This is a genomic window from Grimontia marina, from assembly GCF_900060185.1.
GTDB classification, from domain to species: domain Bacteria; phylum Pseudomonadota; class Gammaproteobacteria; order Enterobacterales; family Vibrionaceae; genus Enterovibrio; species Enterovibrio marinus.
On sequence record NZ_FIZY01000014.1, the window covers coordinates 26,196 to 42,718 of the forward strand.

The window sequence follows — 16,523 nt, forward strand, 5'->3', positions numbered from 1 at the left end:
TTAAAGGGTTGTTGTACATATGGCCATTACTATGACTGACGCGGCGGCATTACGCGTTCGCACCTTCTTGGAAAACCGCGGAAAAGGCATCGGCCTTCGCTTGGGTGTTCGCACGTCAGGCTGCTCGGGAATGGCTTATGTACTGGAATTTGTTGATGAGCTCCAGGAAGAAGATGAAGTATTCGACTTTGAGCAATACGGCGTAAAAGTGATTGTCGACAGTAAAAGTCTCTTGTACTTAGATGGTACCGAGCTTGATTTTACTAAAGAAGGCTTAAACGAAGGCTTCCAGTTCAATAACCCTAACGTAAGCAGCGAGTGTGGTTGCGGCGAAAGCTTTAACGTTTAACTCGTGAGATGATATGAATCATTTCGAACTATTTGGGCTATCATCGCAGTTTGAACTAGATGGTAGCTCTCTTTCTTCGCAGTTTCGCGAACTCCAACGACGTTTCCATCCGGATAAATTTGCCACTGCATCCGAGCAGGATCGCTTGCTTGCTGTGCAGAAAGCTGCGCAAATCAACGACGCTTATCAAACGCTGATCGATCCGGTACGCCGTGCAGAATACCTTCTCTCTCTCAATGGCGTAGAACTGCGCGATGAGCAGCAGACCATGCAAGATCCTGAGTTCTTAATGCAGCAAATGGAGCTGCGAGAAGAGCTGGAAGAGATTGCAGACAGCGATGAGCCGGATGTATTGTTGTTTGACTTTGAACAAGGTGTTGAGAAACTCCATAAAGCCTTGCTGGCCGAATTGAAAGAACAATTAAATGGCGGGCGTTGGCAGGATGCGGCAACAAGTGTCCGCAAGCTGAAGTTCTTGGTCAAACTCAAACAAGAAATCGAACGAATCGAAGATCGGCTGCTGGGTTAACACAGTACGCTGATCAGGCTACAGGAACCAACATGGCACTGTTACAAATTGCAGAACCTGGTCAGAGTGCTGCACCGCATGAACACAAGCTTGCGGTGGGCATTGACCTAGGGACTACTAACACCCTCGTGGCCTCTGTTCGCAGCGGTACCGCGAGCACACTCAATGATTTAGACGGCCGAGCGCTGATCCCTTCTGTGGTTCATTATGGTGAAAATGTCACAGTCGGATACGCAGCGAAAGCGATGTCCGAAACTGATAGCGCAAACACGGTTTCTTCCGTCAAACGCATGATGGGCCGCTCACTGGCTGACGTTCAATCGCGTTATCCCAAACTTCCTTATGAACTGTCTGCCTCTGACAATGGTTTACCACTGATCAACACCCGTGCAGGGAAGAAAAACCCAATCGAAGTTTCTGCGGATATCCTCCGTGCCGTAAATGCGCGTGCAGAAGAAGCGTTGGGTGGCGAATTGGAAGGTGTGGTTATTACCGTTCCAGCTTACTTTGATGATGCGCAGCGCGCAGGAACCAAAGATGCCGCAAAGTTTGCTGGTCTAAAAGTACTTCGCCTTCTTAACGAGCCAACAGCTGCCGCGATTGCTTACGGTCTGGATTCCGGTCAGGAAGGTGTGATTGCGGTATACGATCTTGGCGGCGGTACCTTCGATATCTCTATTCTCCGTCTTTCAAAAGGCGTGTTTGAAGTGCTTTCTACGGGCGGTGATTCAGCACTGGGTGGTGACGATTTTGACCACCTGGTTGCAGATTGGATTTCCGATCAGGCAGGATTTGGGGCGCTTTCCGGTGATGACCGCGCGCGTTTGATGAATGCCGCAAACAGCACAAAAGTTGCTTTAAGCGCAAGCGATGTCGCAGATATTGATGTGCTGGATTGGAAAGGCACATTGAGTCGCGAACAGTTCGACGATCTTATTGGCGCTCTAGTAAAGAAAACTCTGTTGTCTTGTCGCCGCGCACTGAAAGATGCTGGCGTTTCTGCTGAAGAAGTGCTGGAAGTGGTGATGGTGGGGGGGTCTACCCGCGTACCACTGGTTCGCGAAAAAGTGGGAGAGTTTTTTGGCCGCACGCCGCTGACCAATATTGATCCGGACAAAGTGGTTGCCATTGGTGCTGCCACACAGGCAGACATTCTGGTCGGTAATAAGCCGGATGGTGAAATGCTGTTGCTGGACGTGATCCCACTGTCTTTGGGTATTGAAACTATGGGCGGCCTGGTAGAGAAAATCATTCCACGCAATACCACTATCCCTGTTGCGCGTGCGCAGGAGTTCACTACGTTCAAAGACGGTCAGACAGGCATGAAGGTACATGTGCTTCAGGGCGAACGCGAAATGGTTGACGATTGTCGTTCATTGGCCGATTTCACCCTGAAAGGCATTCCGCCTATGGCTGCTGGTGCGGCACATATCAGGGTGACTTATCAGGTTGATGCCGATGGCCTGCTGTCGGTCACCGCAATGGAAAAGAGCACCGAGGTGCAGGCGTCAATTCAGGTGAAACCATCGTACGGCCTGAGCGATACCGAAATTGCCGATATGATCAAATCATCGTTCACCCATGCTCAGGACGACAAAGATGCCCGTTATCTAGCGGAGCAACGTGTCGAAGCAGACCGCGTGATTGAAGGCCTTCTGGTTGCGATGCAAGCAGACGGAGAAGCCTTGCTGTCTGACGAAGAGCAGCAAGCGTTGGTGAAAGCGATTGAAGCGCTGATTGCGCTGCGCAACGGTGATGATGCTGCCGCGATTGAACAAGGCATCAAAGATACAGATAAAGCGAGTCAGGAGTTTGCCTCACGTCGTATGGACAAATCCATTCGTGAAGCACTGGCTGGCCATTCCATTGACGAGGTTTAAACATGCCAAAGATTGTTGTTCTACCACACCAGGATCTCTGCCCAGAAGGCGCGGTGTTGGAAGCAAAAGCCGGTGACACTGTGCTGGACGTTGCGCTGCGTAACGGTATTGCGATTGAACATGCCTGTGAAAAGTCGTGCGCTTGTACGACCTGCCACGTTGTGATCCGCGAAGGATTTGATTCTCTGGATGAGAGTGACGAGCTGGAAGATGATATGCTGGATAAGGCATGGGGTCTGGAACCTGAATCACGCTTGGGCTGTCAGGCAAAAGTGGCTGATGAAGATCTGGTGGTAGAAATTCCACGTTATACTCTGAACCACGCGGCAGAAAATCACTAATCTTATAAGGGGCAAGACTATGAGCCTGACATGGACTGATTCGCGAGATATCGCGATCGAGCTGGTAGAAAAATTCCCTGAAACCGATCCGAAAACGGTGCGCTTTACCGACTTGCACCGTTGGGTGACGGAGCTTGAAGACTTCTCAGACGACCCAAATCGCTCCAATGAGAAGATCTTAGAGGCAATCATCCTGTGCTGGATGGAAGAAATGGATTAAAGCCCTTGTTTTACGCCAGTAAAGCAGGCAGATTGAGACTATTCAAGCGGGCATGATGCCCGCTTTGTTTTATCTCCAAATTGAGCTGTTTCTCTGATGAACAGGCGATTTGGAGCGATTCAGATAAATCGTCATAAAGATGGCGTATTCTGAAAGAAAAATCAGCCCGAATTTTACGCTCCGCAACGATGCGTGGGGTGACAGTTAAAAGGAGTTCAGCATGACTGACAAAATGCGTATCACGCTATCACAAGAAGCAGCTGATGAAGCTTGGGGTGCCAATGCACTGGTTTCTTTCAATCAGCAAGGCGCTGTTGTCCACGCCTCAGGTGACGACAAACTCACGCCAGTACAGCAAGCGGCCCGTAAGCTTGATATGCAAGGTATTCGCAAAGTATCTCTGGTCGGTGATGGCTGGGATTTGGAAACCGCATGGGCTTTTTACCAAGGACTACGTGGTCCTAAGCCAGGTTTTGCTTTCGACGCAGAGTTGGAAGATGCTGATCAGAAAGTGCTGAACGATCGCATGGTGGCTACTGATTGGGTTCGCCAGATCATCAATGAAACCGCAGAAGAGGTAGGCCCTCAACAATTAGCAGTACGAGCCGGTGAGTTCATTAAATCTCAGGCACCTAACCCTGAGCATGTGAGTTACAAGATTGTTTCCGGCGCAGACCTGCTTGAGCAAGGTTGGGTGGGTACTCACACCGTAGGCCGTGGTTCAGCGCGCAAACCTGCGATGCTGCAGCTTGATTACAACCCAACCGGTGACAAAGACGCAGAAGTGTTTGCTTGTATTGTCGGCAAAGGCATTACCTTTGATTCCGGCGGCTACAGCATCAAGCAATCTGCCTTCATGGACTCAATGAAAGCAGACATGGGTGGCGCTGCCATGGCGACCGGTGGACTTGGACTGGCGGTTGCGCAAGGTCTGAACAAGCGAGTGAAATTAATTCTCTGCTGTGCAGAAAACATGATTTCCAGTAATGCTTACAAGCTGGGTGACATTATTACCTACAAAAACGGTGTGACGGTTGAGGTACTTAACTCAGATGCCGAAGGTCGTTTGGTGATGGCGGATGGCCTGCTTTACGCAAACAAATTCAGCCCGGCGCTGACTATTGATTGTGCTACCTTGACCGGCGCTGCTAAGGCTGCATTAGGAAATGACTACCACGCTCTGTTCAGCTTTGATAAGGCGCTTTCCCAGCGTTGTCTGTCCGCAGCAGAGTCAGAAAATGAAGGCATGTGGCAATTACCACTGGCAGAATTCCACCGCCAAATGTTGCCCTCCAACTTCGCCGATCTGGCAAACGTGGGCGGTGGTCAATACTCACCGGGTGCAAGCACAGCAGCGGCATTCCTGTCGTACTTCGTCGATAATTACAAAGAAGGTTGGATCCACTTGGATTGCTCCGGCACGTACCGCAAAACACCAAGTGACAAGTGGTCTGTGGGCGCAACGGGTATGGGGGTGAAAACCCTCGCGCGTATTCTGATGGATGAGTCAAGCCAGTAATCGCTACAAAAGTTAAGTGTTTTGACAACACAGTTAACGCTTCCGCAATGTCAGGGTGGGGTCTGGCATTGCGCTCTGGTAGGCTACTTTTGTAGATACAAACAGATACCGGTACTTAATGCCGCTATCTGAATAAATATAAAAGGAAGATAGAATGACTATTGAGCGCACTTTTTCAATCGTTAAGCCCGACGCAGTAAAACGCAATCTGATTGGCGCGATCTATCAGCGTATTGAAGCGGCTGGACTGCAAATTGTTGCAGCAAAAATGCTTCACCTGACTAAAGAGCAGGCACAAGGTTTTTATGCCGAGCACGAAGGCAAGCCATTTTATGACGGTTTGGTTGAGTTCATGACTTCAGGTCCGGTTACCGTGCAGGTTCTGGAAGGTGAAAACGCGATTACGCGATACCGTGAGCTGATGGGTAAAACAAACCCTGAAGAAGCAGCGTGTGGCACACTGCGTGCGGACTTTGCCGAGAGCATGCGTTTTAACTCAGTGCACGGTTCTGACAGCCCGGCTTCAGCAGAACGAGAAATTGCTTATTTTTTCGCCGGTGATGAGATTTGCCCTCGTACCCTATAATCGGTTCATAGATAAGACAAAAGGAGAGCCCAGGCTCTCCTTTTTTATTTCTGACGTAAAATAGTCCTACAAGTAACAGGTGGAATCCCGATCACAAAGACTGTACAATTTCGCGCCTTGATTTAAGGCTATACCTGTTTTTATTTGTTCACGAGGCAATCTGATGACAACAGAAAAAATCAATCTGCTGGATTTCGATCGACAGGCGCTACGCGCGTTTTTCGCCGAAGAATTAGGCGAAAAGGCGTTTCGAGCCGATCAGATCATGAAGTGGATGTACCATTTCGGTGTTGATGATTTTGATCAGATGAACAACATCAACAAAAAGCTTCGTGAAAAACTGAAAGCGCGCTGCGAAATCCGCGCGCCGGAAGTCAGCACGGCTCAGTATTCTTCTGATGGCACCATCAAATGGGCTATGCGTGTTGGTAATCAGGATGTAGAAACTGTTTATATCCCTGAAGACGATCGTGCGACCTTATGCGTGTCTTCTCAAGTTGGTTGTGCGTTGGATTGTAAATTCTGCTCGACCGCGCAGCAGGGCTTTAACCGCAACCTGAAAGTGTCTGAAATCATTGGACAGGTTTGGCGTGCAGCGAAAGAAATCGGTGTGGAAAAAGAGACTGGCCGACGTCCAATTACCAACGTGGTGATGATGGGCATGGGTGAGCCGCTTCTGAACATGAAAAACCTTATCCCTGCGCTGAATCTGATGCTGGATGATCTTGCTTACGGCCTGTCAAAACGCCGTGTCACCGTATCAACGTCAGGGGTGGTTTCTGGTCTGGATCAGATGGCAGGCAAGATCGATGTAGCGCTGGCAATCTCTCTTCATGCCCCGACAGATGAGCTACGCAGCCAAATCATGCCAATCAATGATCGCTATGATATTGATACGTTTTTGGCGTCTGTGCGTCGCTATATAGCGTCTTCAAATGCGAACCGCGGACGTGTCACCGTAGAATATATTCTCCTCGATCACGTTAACGATGATATGGAGCATGCGCGCCAACTCGCAGAGCTGCTAAAAGATACGCCTGCGAAGATAAACCTGATTCCTTTTAACCCTTATCCTGGGTCACCATATAAGAAGCCGAGTAACTCTCGCATCGACCGTTTCCAGAAAACACTGATGCAATACGACTACACGGTTATCGTTCGTAAAACCCGTGGCGATGACATTGACGCAGCTTGTGGTCAGCTTGTTGGCGATGTTATTGACCGTACCAAACGCACGCAGAGCAGACTGAACGTTGAGGAACAAATCCCAGTTAAATCAGTCTGATTTGTCAGACTGATTAGGATGGGATAATGGCAAGGACGCTTAGCGCTCTGTTCTTGATGGGATTATTAGCTGGTTGTGTCACAGTAACGGAGAAGCAAAATACCTCGAAGTTTGATAGCATTGAAGCAGCCGAGTCCAGAATTTCGCTTGGTCTCGCCTATTTAAAGGCAGGACAATGGGAGCGAGCGAGGCAAAATCTTGAAACAGCGGTGCAATTTGCACCTACTTACTATCGCTCTCTTATTAGTTTCGCCTACTATCTTCAGGAAGTCGGCGAGTATGACCAAGCAGAACAGCAATACAAAACAGCGTTACGTCACTCACCAAAAAATGGTGACGTTCAGAACAATTACGGCGTCTTCTTGTGCCGGCAGGAACGGTATAACGAAGCGCAACGGGCGTTTGCTAAGGCGATTGAGCAGCCATACTATTACAAGTTATCCGGTAGTTATGAAAATGCCGCACTCTGTGCAATGAAAGCGGGGAGTAGGGATAATGCGAAAGTATGGTTCGCTAAAGCCATTGACCATGAGCCGAACAGGCCTTTATCTTCTGTAAAACTCGCCCGTATGGAAGTGGAAGACGATGACCTGAATCAAGCGAGGATCCGTCTTTTTCATTTTCACAAACGCTATGGCTATAAGCCTGCAACGCTGTTAATAATGACTGACTTGGAAAACAAAGCTGGACGGCCAAAGGAAGTGGAGCGTTACGCAAACCTGTTGGCCAACAAGTTTCCGGAATCAAAAGAATATAGACAGTACATAACGAATGAATACTGAACAAAACGAAGAACAGCTGTTTGAGCTTGAGTCGAGACATCCGGGAACGGTATTGCGACAGGCTAGAGAGGCAATGGGGCTGTCCGATCAGGATGTGGCTGACCGCCTCAGACTTCGTGTTTCTGTCATTCAAGACTTAGAAGAAAATTGCTGCGATGAAGAAAAGATAACCACGTTTACACGTGGTTATATTCGTTCTTACGCCAAATTGGTTGGTGTGAATGCAGACGAGATCATGCACACGTTTAAGCCTGCACCCGAAGCAGAAGACAATGTGCAGAAGATGCAAAGCTTCTCGCGCAAAACACGTCGTGATCAGCATGACAGCCGCGTGATGGGGCTGACTTGGGTGATTCTGGCCGTCGTGGTTGGGCTAACAGCATTTTGGTGGTGGCAAAACCAACAAAACGATCCACTTCTCTCGCTACCACAAGGCAGCAGCTTGCTAGCCTCTCTCACAGAAGAAGCGCCTGCGGCTAATAATGTTGGAGAGAGTATTGAAGGCGAGCAGGTTCAGGATGTGACAGATAGCATTGCGCCGGCGCTGACAGATACCGAAGGCACAAATAATGTGGTGGAAGAAACGGTCTCTGATGCTTCACCAGAAGTTGTCGTGGCAGCGGTTACTGAGCCGGAAGCCACACCTCAGCAACCGCTAGTGGCTGGCACCGCGCCTGTGATTGAAGAAATTGTAGCGACACCTATTGTTACTGAACCTACATTATCCATGTCATTCAGTGGCGACTGCTGGGTCGATATCCGCGACGCTACTGGCAAACGTCTGTTGACAGGGATAAAATCTGCGGGCGAAACCGTTGAACTATCCGGTGAAGCTCCGTTTAAGTTGGTGCTGGGTGCACCAGCTACTGTGAGTCTTGCCTACAACGGCAAGAACGTTGATCTGAGTGGCTACCCATCAGGACGGGTAGCGCGTTTGAGCCTTCCGAAGTAATCCAGAGTACACCTAATGCATACCGAATCTCCTATTAAACGTCGTCCGTCTACGCGTATTTATGTGGGTGACGTGCCAATTGGCGATGGCGCTCCGATCGCAGTTCAATCAATGACAAATACTCGCACAACTGATGTGGAAGCGACGGTTGCGCAAATAAAAGCACTGGAGAAAGTCGGTGCAGACATCGTGCGTGTTTCTGTGCCGACAATGGACGCCGCTGAAGCGTTCAAACTCATCAAACAGCAGTGCTCCATCCCGTTGGTTGCTGATATTCACTTTGACTACCGTATTGCCCTCAAGGTGGCTGAATACGGCGTTGATTGCCTTCGTATTAATCCTGGCAACATTGGTAACGAACAGCGTATCCGCTCTGTGGTTGATGCGGTGCGTGACAAAAATATTCCTATCCGCATTGGCGTAAACGGTGGTTCGCTGGAGCGTGATATTCAAGAAAAATATGGCGAGCCAACACCAGAAGCACTGGTGGAATCGGCGATGCGCCATGTTGATATTCTGAATCGCCTCAACTTTGACCAGTTTAAAGTGAGTGTGAAGGCGTCTGATGTATTCCTAGCTGTTGAATCTTACCGTCAACTGGCAAAACGCATTGATCAACCTCTGCACCTTGGTATTACCGAGGCAGGTGGTGCGCGTGCAGGTTCAGTGAAATCTGCAGTTGGCCTTGGCATGCTGCTAAGCGAAGGCATTGGTGATACTCTGCGTATCTCATTGGCGGCTGATCCAGTAGAAGAAATCAAAGTCGGTTTCGATATTTTAAAATCGCTGCGTATCCGTTCACGCGGTGTGAATTTTATTGCTTGTCCTACCTGCTCCCGTCAGGAGTTTGATGTGATTGGTACCGTAAACGCACTGGAACAGCGTTTGGAAGATGTTGTTGTGCCTATGGATGTATCAGTAATTGGCTGTGTGGTTAACGGGCCGGGGGAGGCTGAAGTGTCACACATCGGTGTGGCAGGTGGTAACAAACGCAGCGCGTATTACGATGATGGCAAACGCCAGAAAGAACGTTTTGAAAATGACAACCTGATCGATCAGCTGGAAGCGAAGATCCGGGCGAAAGCGTCAATGTTGGATGAAAACAACCGCATCGACGTGAACACACAAGAGTAAGCGCAGCGCGCTCACTTACAGCTAGAACAAACAGATCGGTTACGAGAGTTAACGTGGCAAAAACTATTCAAGCAATCCGAGGCATGAACGACTGCCTCCCAACACAGTCTCCACTTTGGCAAAAAGTCGAAGGCACTGTTAAAGACGTTATCAGCGCATACGGTTACAGCGAAGTGCGTATGCCGATCGTGGAAATGACTCATCTGTTCAGCCGCGCTATTGGTGAAGTGACCGACGTGGTTGAGAAAGAAATGTACACCTTCGAGGACCGCAACGGCGACAGCCTGACTTTGCGTCCTGAAGGCACGGCGGGCTGCGTGCGCGCCGGTATCGAGAACGGTTTGCTTTACAACCAGGAACAACGTCTGTGGTACGTGGGTCCAATGTTCCGCCATGAGCGTCCACAAAAAGGCCGCTACCGTCAGTTCCACCAGTTTGGCGTGGAAGTGTTTGGCCTGAATGGTCCTGACGTTGACGCAGAACTTATCATGATGACTGCACGCCTTTGGCGTAAGCTGGGTATCCATGAACATGTGCGCCTGGAACTGAACTCTATCGGTTCACTGGAAGCGCGTGCGAATTATCGTGAGGCGCTAGTGGAATTCTTGATGCAGCATGAAGCGATCTTGGATGAAGATTGCAAACGCCGCATGCATACCAATCCACTGCGAGTTCTGGATACCAAGAATGCGGATATCCAAGCGGTATTGACTGATGCGCCGAAGCTTTCGGAGTATCTGGATGAAGAGTCAAAACAACATTTTGCAGGTCTTTGTGAACTGTTGGACGCCGCAGGTATCCAATACACGGTAAACGAGAAACTGGTCCGCGGTCTGGACTACTACAACCGCACCGTATTTGAGTGGATCACTGAAAGCCTGGGCTCTCAAGGTACAGTTTGTGGCGGTGGCCGCTACGACGGTCTGGTTGAGCAGCTGGGCGGTAAAGCTACTCCGGCAGTCGGCTTTGCGATGGGTGTTGAGCGTCTTGTGCTTCTGATGGAAACGCTGGAACTTGATGAAACCCGTCCTGCGGTTGACGTATACATGGTCACAGCAGGCGAAGGCACGCTGGTAGCGGGCATGCAACTGGCTGAGAAACTGCGTGAGCAGGTTCCTGGTCTGCGCGTGATGACCCACTTTGGCGGCGGTAACTTTAAGAAGCAATTCAAACGCGCTGACAAAGTTGGTGCGTCGGTGGCTCTGGTACTTGGCGAAGATGAAGTCGCTAACAACCAAGTGACCTTCAAAGATCTTAAAGGCGGCGAACAGCTGACCATTTCTCAGGATGAAGTAGCCGATAAACTGGCTCAACGAGTTTAAGAGAGGACAAAACGTGGACGTCTACACCACAGAAGAACAACAAGTCGAAGCGATTAAAAAGTGGTGGCGGGATAACGGCAAAGCCGTTGTCCTCGGCGCAGTAATCGGTTTGGGCGGCCTTTATGGATGGCGTTATTACCAATCGGAAATGGAAACCAGCCGTGAGCAGGCATCAGAAGCGTATACACAAGTAGTAAGCGCACTGGTTGCAGGCGATGCGCAGGCGGAAGAGAAAGCGACAGCTTTCATCGGTGATAATGAAGGCTCTTACGCGACTCTGCTTGAGCTGCAATTGGCGAAGTCGTTTGTTGATGCAGGCGATCTGACCAAAGCGGCCGAGCAACTGCGTAAAGTGCAGTCCTCGAAAGACGAAACGCTGAAAACACTGGCGACAGTTCGCTTGGCTCGTGTTGAAGCAGAGCTTGGTAACTACGACGCTGCGCTGACACAACTGAACAGCGTGACGGCGGAAAGCTGGAAAGCACAGGTTGAAGAGCTACGCGGTGATATCGAACTGCGTAAAGGCGATACAGCCGCAGCGCGTTCTGCTTATGCAGCTTCCATTGCAGCAGCGACCAACCCTGTTGTTCAGATGAAACTGGACAACCTGTCTCAATAAGGCCTGAGTATGATGCGTAAGGGATGGAAACGTGTTGGTGCAGTTGCCTTGCTGGGAACACTGCTGATTGGCTGTGCGGGTGAGGAAGATTCCATCCAGATGGTACCCGTGCCAGTGGTTGAGAGTGAATTCACCCCGACTCAAGTTTGGAAGTCCAGTGTGGGTAACGGTGTTGGAAACTATTTCAGCAATCTGTCTCCTGTACAGGCATATGGCAAAGTGTTTGCGGCTGATCGCCAAGGTGTGGTTAAAGCCATGGACACTGAAACCGGCTCGACCCTATGGAGTGTCGATCTGGGAGAAGATGCTGCCGCACTGATCTCCGGAGGTCTGACAGCTTCTTACAGTAAGATCTACTTGGGGACTGAAACCGGTGCGTTGATAGCGTTGGATGAAGAAACCGGAGAAACCGTTTGGCGTAGCAATGCAGGCGGCGAAATCCTTTCTAAGCCTTTGGCAGATGAAAGTCTGGTGATTGTTAACACCAGCCGTGGTGAACTGGCTGCGTTTGATGCAGAAACGGGTGAAGAACGCTGGCGTATTTCCAGTGACGTGCCAAACCTGACATTACGTGGCGATAGCTCTCCGGTATCAACGTCAGGAGGTGTGTTCTGGGGCATGGCAAACGGGCGTCTGGGTGCTGCATTCGTTGAGAATGGCAACATCATCTGGCAACAGCCTATTGCGAGCCCAAAAGGCGCCACTGAAATCGACCGCCTTGTTGATGTTGATGCGACACCTGTGATTGATGGCGCGCTGCTTTACGCGGTGGGTTATAATGGCCAATTGGTTGCGATTGACCTACGTTCAGGTCGCCCTGCGTGGAAACGCACTTACAGTTCATCGACTGACTTTTTGGTAGTGGGCAGCTATCTGTTCCTTATCACCGACAAAGATCATGTGGTGGCAGTAGATGCACGCAGTGGTACTGAGCTTTGGCAGAACCGTGATTTGGAGTACCGTCAGTTGACGGCACCAGTGGCTATTTCCGGTTACGTTGTGGTGGGTGATGCAGAAGGTTATCTGCATTGGATGGACCCGAACTCTGGCGAGTTTGTGGCGCAGCAACAGCTGGATGACAGCGGTTTTGCGGTGAGCCCATTAAGCGTAGATGGCGGTTATATCGTCACAACCCGTGATGGCACAATAAGTAAGAAGCAAGTACAGTAAATACAGTTGCTTATCAATTATTCGGCTCCTGATCTTGACCGGTCAGGAGCCGCTGTTATTAATGAATTTGAGATTTTAAGAGGTCAGTATGATTCCTGTAGTAGCCCTGGTAGGGCGTCCTAATGTGGGGAAGTCGACACTCTTTAACCGGCTAACAAGGACGCGCGATGCGCTCGTTGCCGATTTTCCGGGTTTGACCAGGGATCGTAAGTACGGAAAAGCTATGCTGGGTGAGCATGAGTTCATCGTGGTGGACACTGGTGGTATCGACGGTACCGAAGAGGGTGTAGAAACCAAGATGGCTGAACAGTCACTGGCAGCGATTGAAGAAGCCGATGTTGTGCTGTTTATGGTTGATGGCCGTGCGGGCCTGACCGTTGCTGATGAAGCGATTGCACATCATCTGCGTAGCCGTGAAAAGAAAACCTTCCTTGTCGTCAACAAAGTTGATGGCATCGATGCAGACGCAGCCAGTGCAGAGTTCTGGCAACTGGGCATGCCTGACATGTACCAGATTGCAGCCGCACATGGTCGTGGTGTACTCGGTTTGATCGACCGCGCACTGAAGCCGTTCGCAGAAGAACTGGCGAGTGAAGAAGGTGAAGATCAAGAAGGCTTGGTCGACTTGACTGGCGAACAAGATGCCGAAGACGAAGATAAAGATCTGACCCAAGAAGATGCAGAATCTGCATTGGAGCGTCTGCGTAACCTGCCAATCAAATTCGGTATCATCGGTCGTCCAAACGTCGGTAAATCGACCCTGACTAACCGTATCCTTGGCGAAGACCGCGTCGTGGTTTACGACATGCCAGGCACAACGCGCGATTCCATCTACATTCCAATGGAGCGTGATGGCCGTGAGTACGTCATTATTGATACTGCGGGTGTTCGCCGCCGTAAGCGTGTTAACGAGAAAGTTGAGAAGTTCTCCGTTATCCAGACACTGAAAGCGATCGAAGACTCGAACGTTGTGCTGCTGGTCATTGACGCGCGTGAGAACATTTCGGATCAGGACTTGAGCCTGTTGGGCTTTGCATTGAACGCAGGTCGTTCAATCGTTATCGCTGTAAACAAGTGGGATGGTCTGGACAGCGACGTGAAAGAGCGTGTGAAGTCAGAGCTTGACCGTCGTCTTGGCTTTGTTGATTTCGCCCGTATTCACTTTATCTCTGCATTGCATGGTACTGGTGTTGGCCACCTGTTTGAGTCGATTCAGGAAGCGTATGAGTCTGCGACCAAGCGAATCAGCACCGCGATGCTGACTCGCATCATGAGCATGGCTCAGGACGATCACCAGCCACCGATGATCCGTGGCCGTCGCGTGAAGCTGAAATATGCACACGCAGGTGGTTACAATCCACCGATTTTCGTAATTCACGGAAACCTGGTGAAAGAACTGCCTGATTCGTACAAGCGTTACCTGATGAACTACTACCGTAAGTCTCTGGAAATCATGGGTACACCTATCCGTATTCAGTTCCAGAACAGCGAGAACCCGTTCGAAGGTAAGAAAGAGAAGCTAACCATTTCTCAAGCGCGTCAACGTAAGCGTCTGATAGACATGGTGAAAACCCGCGGCAAGAAGTAATTTTCTGCTACTGAATACCAAGAGCCGACCTAAAGGTCGGCTTTTTTACGCCCGTAAAAAACGTATTGTATCCGGATACATGAAGGTTGAATGACAGCCCATGTAATTTAGACAAAAGTGTCATCTTTCCGTGTTTCCCGCCCGTAATTTGAGCCGTTAGCCTTAATACAGGCTTTCAGGTACGGCTGATTGACCGCTAATTCAGTCTGATCTGACCGTCGAATGATGCAATTTAGATGATCTTTGTCACAAAAAATAAGCAATTAGGCCTGAAATATCGTTCTAGGAAGGAAAGGCGAATTATTACGCGGCTACTATGACACCTATAATTTATAAAATATCAAATTTTATGGTTTTAAAATTTAATTTCGATATTTTATCCTTTCTTAAATCCATATGCAGAACATGTAACTTATGCTTTCGGGGGTTGTATTGATAAATATTTTTTTAGGGGGTGATCGCTGATCGGATCCCATAATCGCTGCGATCTGACGATCTTTATAGGATCCAGCACTAGGCTGCTCGTTTTGCCAGCATCTAAGGGGTAGAATAACGGCAAAAGGATCATTGTTCATCCTTTGACCAAAAAACTGCGAAGTCAAAAGTTAAGGAAACCTGAATGGGAAATCATTGCCCTGATTGCGAACGTGACTTGGTTTGGGACAACCGCACTTACCGTTGTGAAACCTGCGAGAAAAGTTTTGTAAAACAGGCTTTTTGTGCCACTTGCGACGCGCTATTGGAAAAGCTTCAGGCTTGTGGGGCGAACAGCTATTTCTGCAATAGCTGCAACGAGCTGAAATCGAAGTCGAGTGCGAGAATCGTTTTTGAAGAACAAAAAACGGTGTCCTGAGACACCGTTTCACCTTTCTGGTTAAAGATCCTTTCTAGTTCACTGTAGATTGGATCTCTCCATCTCCAAACGTTGACTTTATCTGATCGCCAGACTTAAGCGACGATGCTGAACGAATCACTTCGCCTTTATCGTTCCGGGTGATCGAATAACCGCGTGCGAGTGTTGCCAGCGGGCTTACCACATCCAGTGTTTCCATCTGTAATGCCAGTGCATGTTGTTGTTGTCGGAGTTGACGGCGCATGGACTCAATAAGACGCTGCTCCACATAGCCTAGTTGCGCTTTCTGGCCTGGAATTTGGTTCGCGGGTGAGTAGCGCTCAAGTTTTTGCGCAGCTCTATCCAGGCGCTGTGCTTCTGTTTGAAGTGTATAGCGCATAGATTGATGAAGACGCCTTTCAAGCTCATCAAACTGCTGAGATTGTTGCTGAAGCTGTGCTTTTGGGTGCTGCATCGCCAATCGGTGTTGCAAGCGTGTAAGCCATTCCTGAGAGCGGTTTAAATGACGGCTGAAAGCGTGTGCGAGTCTATCAGTACGCTGCAAGAGTTGCTGATCACGTACCGAGGTATCTCGGCTGATAAGCTCTGCTGCCGCTGATGGGGTAGGGGCGCGGACATCAGCGACGAAATCCGCGATGGTAACATCAACCTCATGGCCTACTGCACTGACGATCGGGATGGAGCTGGCGGCAATGGTACGGGCAACAATTTCTTCGTTGAAGCACCACAAGTCTCCCAGTGAACCACCACCACGGCCAACGATCAGCACATCACATTCATTGCGGCTGTTGGCGCGCCCAATAGCCTGCGCGATTTGAATCGCAGCATCTTTGCCCTGCACTTGGGTGGGATAAATCACCACAGGCAAGCTGGGATCTCGGCGTCTCAGAACATGCAAAATATCATGCAGCGCCGCGCCGGTGCTGGAAGTGATCACACCAACTCGCTTGGGTTGTTCTGGAAGTGGTTTTTTCAGGCTGGCTGCAAACAGACCTTCAGCAGAAAGCTGCATTTTCAGTTTTTCAAATTGCTGTTGAAGCAGACCGTCACCTTCTGGCTGCATGCTTTCGACAATGATTTGGTAGTCACCGCGGGGCTCATACAAAGAAAGCCTTGCGCGCACCAACACCTGATTACCGTTGGCAGGTTTAAAAGTCACACGTCGGTTATTGCCTTTGAACATGGCGCATTTGACCTGGGCCTGACGGTCTTTCAGGGTGAAATACCAGTGACCGGATGTTGCCATGGTGAGGTTTGAAATCTCGCCAACCAGCCAAACAATGCCCATTTCGTTTTCGAGCAATAAACGTACTTCAGCGTTTAATCTGGAGACGGTATAGATATTGTTGTTGGTGAGATTCATAGCGGAATGCGTCTTTGTTTTCAGCAAGATG

17 protein-coding genes are annotated in these 16,523 nt (G+C 49.6%); 16 read left to right on the plus strand and 1 reads right to left on the minus strand.

Annotated features, from left to right (window positions below; translation table 11 throughout):
- Positions 1-19: 19 nt before the first annotated feature.
- The 16 genes from iscA (at position 20) to GMA8713_RS09350 (ending at position 15,129) form a co-directional block, all read left to right on the plus strand.
- Positions 20-349 (plus strand): iron-sulfur cluster assembly protein IscA, encoded by a 330-nt coding sequence (gene iscA, locus GMA8713_RS09275; RefSeq protein WP_062708378.1) that lies wholly within the window; start codon positions 20-22, stop codon positions 347-349.
- A 13-nt stretch (positions 350-362) separates the two neighbouring features.
- On the plus strand, positions 363-878 hold the full coding sequence (gene hscB, locus GMA8713_RS09280) for a co-chaperone HscB (protein ID WP_062708381.1): 516 nt from the start codon (positions 363-365) through the stop codon (positions 876-878).
- 32 nt (positions 879-910) lie between these two features.
- Positions 911-2,758, plus strand: coding sequence for a Fe-S protein assembly chaperone HscA (hscA, locus tag GMA8713_RS09285; protein ID WP_062708383.1), 1,848 nt, complete (start codon positions 911-913; stop codon positions 2,756-2,758).
- Between the two features lie 2 nt (positions 2,759-2,760).
- Positions 2,761-3,099, plus strand: a complete 339-nt coding sequence (gene fdx, locus GMA8713_RS09290) for an ISC system 2Fe-2S type ferredoxin (protein WP_062708386.1) — start codon at positions 2,761-2,763, stop codon at positions 3,097-3,099.
- Positions 3,100-3,124: 25 nt separating this feature from the next.
- A complete protein-coding gene (iscX, locus tag GMA8713_RS09295; RefSeq protein WP_198159482.1) occupies positions 3,125-3,319 on the plus strand; it encodes a Fe-S cluster assembly protein IscX in 195 nt (64 codons plus the stop codon).
- A gap of 220 nt (positions 3,320-3,539) precedes the next feature.
- Entirely contained in the window at positions 3,540-4,838 is a 1,299-nt protein-coding gene (gene pepB / locus GMA8713_RS09300; RefSeq protein ID WP_062708392.1) for an aminopeptidase PepB, read from the plus strand.
- 154 nt (positions 4,839-4,992) lie between these two features.
- Positions 4,993-5,424, plus strand: coding sequence for a nucleoside-diphosphate kinase (ndk, locus tag GMA8713_RS09305; RefSeq protein ID WP_062660584.1), 432 nt, complete (start codon positions 4,993-4,995; stop codon positions 5,422-5,424).
- 163 nt (positions 5,425-5,587) lie between these two features.
- Positions 5,588-6,709, plus strand: a complete 1,122-nt coding sequence (gene rlmN / locus GMA8713_RS09310; RefSeq protein ID WP_062708394.1) for a dual-specificity RNA methyltransferase RlmN — start codon at positions 5,588-5,590, stop codon at positions 6,707-6,709.
- 26 nt (positions 6,710-6,735) lie between these two features.
- The gene (gene pilW, locus GMA8713_RS09315; RefSeq protein ID WP_062708397.1) at positions 6,736-7,491 is read left to right on the plus strand and encodes a type IV pilus biogenesis/stability protein PilW; all 756 of its coding nucleotides are present in this window, start codon (positions 6,736-6,738) and stop codon (positions 7,489-7,491) included.
- Positions 7,481-8,443 carry a cytoskeleton protein RodZ gene (gene rodZ, locus GMA8713_RS09320; protein ID WP_062708400.1) on the plus strand — a complete coding sequence of 321 codons (963 nt, stop codon included), beginning with the start codon at positions 7,481-7,483 and terminating at the stop codon, positions 8,441-8,443. Before pilW ends, rodZ begins: the two co-directional genes overlap by 11 nt.
- Positions 8,444-8,458: 15 nt before the next feature.
- A complete protein-coding gene (gene ispG / locus GMA8713_RS09325) occupies positions 8,459-9,577 on the plus strand; it encodes a flavodoxin-dependent (E)-4-hydroxy-3-methylbut-2-enyl-diphosphate synthase (RefSeq protein ID WP_062708404.1) in 1,119 nt (372 codons plus the stop codon).
- 53 nt (positions 9,578-9,630) lie between these two features.
- Positions 9,631-10,899 (plus strand): histidine--tRNA ligase, encoded by a 1,269-nt coding sequence (hisS, locus tag GMA8713_RS09330; RefSeq protein ID WP_046302740.1) that lies wholly within the window; start codon positions 9,631-9,633, stop codon positions 10,897-10,899.
- A gap of 13 nt (positions 10,900-10,912) precedes the next feature.
- A complete protein-coding gene (locus GMA8713_RS09335) occupies positions 10,913-11,518 on the plus strand; it encodes a YfgM family protein (RefSeq protein WP_046302739.1) in 606 nt (201 codons plus the stop codon).
- Positions 11,519-11,530: 12 nt separating this feature from the next.
- Positions 11,531-12,688: an outer membrane protein assembly factor BamB gene (bamB, locus tag GMA8713_RS09340; RefSeq protein WP_198159483.1), complete on the plus strand. Its 1,158-nt coding sequence runs from the start codon at positions 11,531-11,533 to the stop codon at positions 12,686-12,688.
- Between the two features lie 88 nt (positions 12,689-12,776).
- Positions 12,777-14,276: a ribosome biogenesis GTPase Der gene (der, locus tag GMA8713_RS09345; RefSeq protein ID WP_062708409.1), complete on the plus strand. Its 1,500-nt coding sequence runs from the start codon at positions 12,777-12,779 to the stop codon at positions 14,274-14,276.
- Between the two features lie 619 nt (positions 14,277-14,895).
- Positions 14,896-15,129: a zinc ribbon domain-containing protein gene (locus tag GMA8713_RS09350; protein WP_062708412.1), complete on the plus strand. Its 234-nt coding sequence runs from the start codon at positions 14,896-14,898 to the stop codon at positions 15,127-15,129.
- Between the two features lie 34 nt (positions 15,130-15,163).
- On the opposite strand, the gene xseA is transcribed toward GMA8713_RS09350, so the two are convergent.
- Positions 15,164-16,492 carry an exodeoxyribonuclease VII large subunit gene (xseA, locus tag GMA8713_RS09355; protein WP_062708416.1) on the minus strand — a complete coding sequence of 443 codons (1,329 nt, stop codon included), beginning with the start codon at positions 16,490-16,492 and terminating at the stop codon, positions 15,164-15,166.
- Between the last annotated feature and the right edge of the window lie 31 nt (positions 16,493-16,523).

Excerpts from the sequence above, each read along its gene's own strand:
- hscA (WP_062708383.1), top strand. The coding sequence starts at position 911 with ATGGCACTGTTACAAATTGCAGAACCTGGTCAGAGTGCTGCACCGCAT.
- hscB (WP_062708381.1), top strand. The coding sequence starts at position 363 with ATGAATCATTTCGAACTATTTGGGCTATCATCGCAGTTTGAACTAGAT.
- rlmN (WP_062708394.1), top strand. The coding sequence starts at position 5,588 with ATGACAACAGAAAAAATCAATCTGCTGGATTTCGATCGACAGGCGCTA.
- fdx (WP_062708386.1), top strand. The coding sequence starts at position 2,761 with ATGCCAAAGATTGTTGTTCTACCACACCAGGATCTCTGCCCAGAAGGC.
- GMA8713_RS09350 (WP_062708412.1), top strand. The coding sequence starts at position 14,896 with ATGGGAAATCATTGCCCTGATTGCGAACGTGACTTGGTTTGGGACAAC.
- ispG (WP_062708404.1), top strand. The coding sequence starts at position 8,459 with ATGCATACCGAATCTCCTATTAAACGTCGTCCGTCTACGCGTATTTAT.
- iscA (WP_062708378.1), top strand. The coding sequence starts at position 20 with ATGGCCATTACTATGACTGACGCGGCGGCATTACGCGTTCGCACCTTC.
- bamB (WP_198159483.1), top strand. The coding sequence starts at position 11,531 with ATGCGTAAGGGATGGAAACGTGTTGGTGCAGTTGCCTTGCTGGGAACA.
- pilW (WP_062708397.1), top strand. The coding sequence starts at position 6,736 with ATGGCAAGGACGCTTAGCGCTCTGTTCTTGATGGGATTATTAGCTGGT.
- rodZ (WP_062708400.1), top strand. The coding sequence starts at position 7,481 with ATGAATACTGAACAAAACGAAGAACAGCTGTTTGAGCTTGAGTCGAGA.
- xseA (WP_062708416.1), bottom strand. The coding sequence starts at position 16,492 with ATGAATCTCACCAACAACAATATCTATACCGTCTCCAGATTAAACGCT.
- der (WP_062708409.1), top strand. The coding sequence starts at position 12,777 with ATGATTCCTGTAGTAGCCCTGGTAGGGCGTCCTAATGTGGGGAAGTCG.
- ndk (WP_062660584.1), top strand. The coding sequence starts at position 4,993 with ATGACTATTGAGCGCACTTTTTCAATCGTTAAGCCCGACGCAGTAAAA.
- pepB (WP_062708392.1), top strand. The coding sequence starts at position 3,540 with ATGACTGACAAAATGCGTATCACGCTATCACAAGAAGCAGCTGATGAA.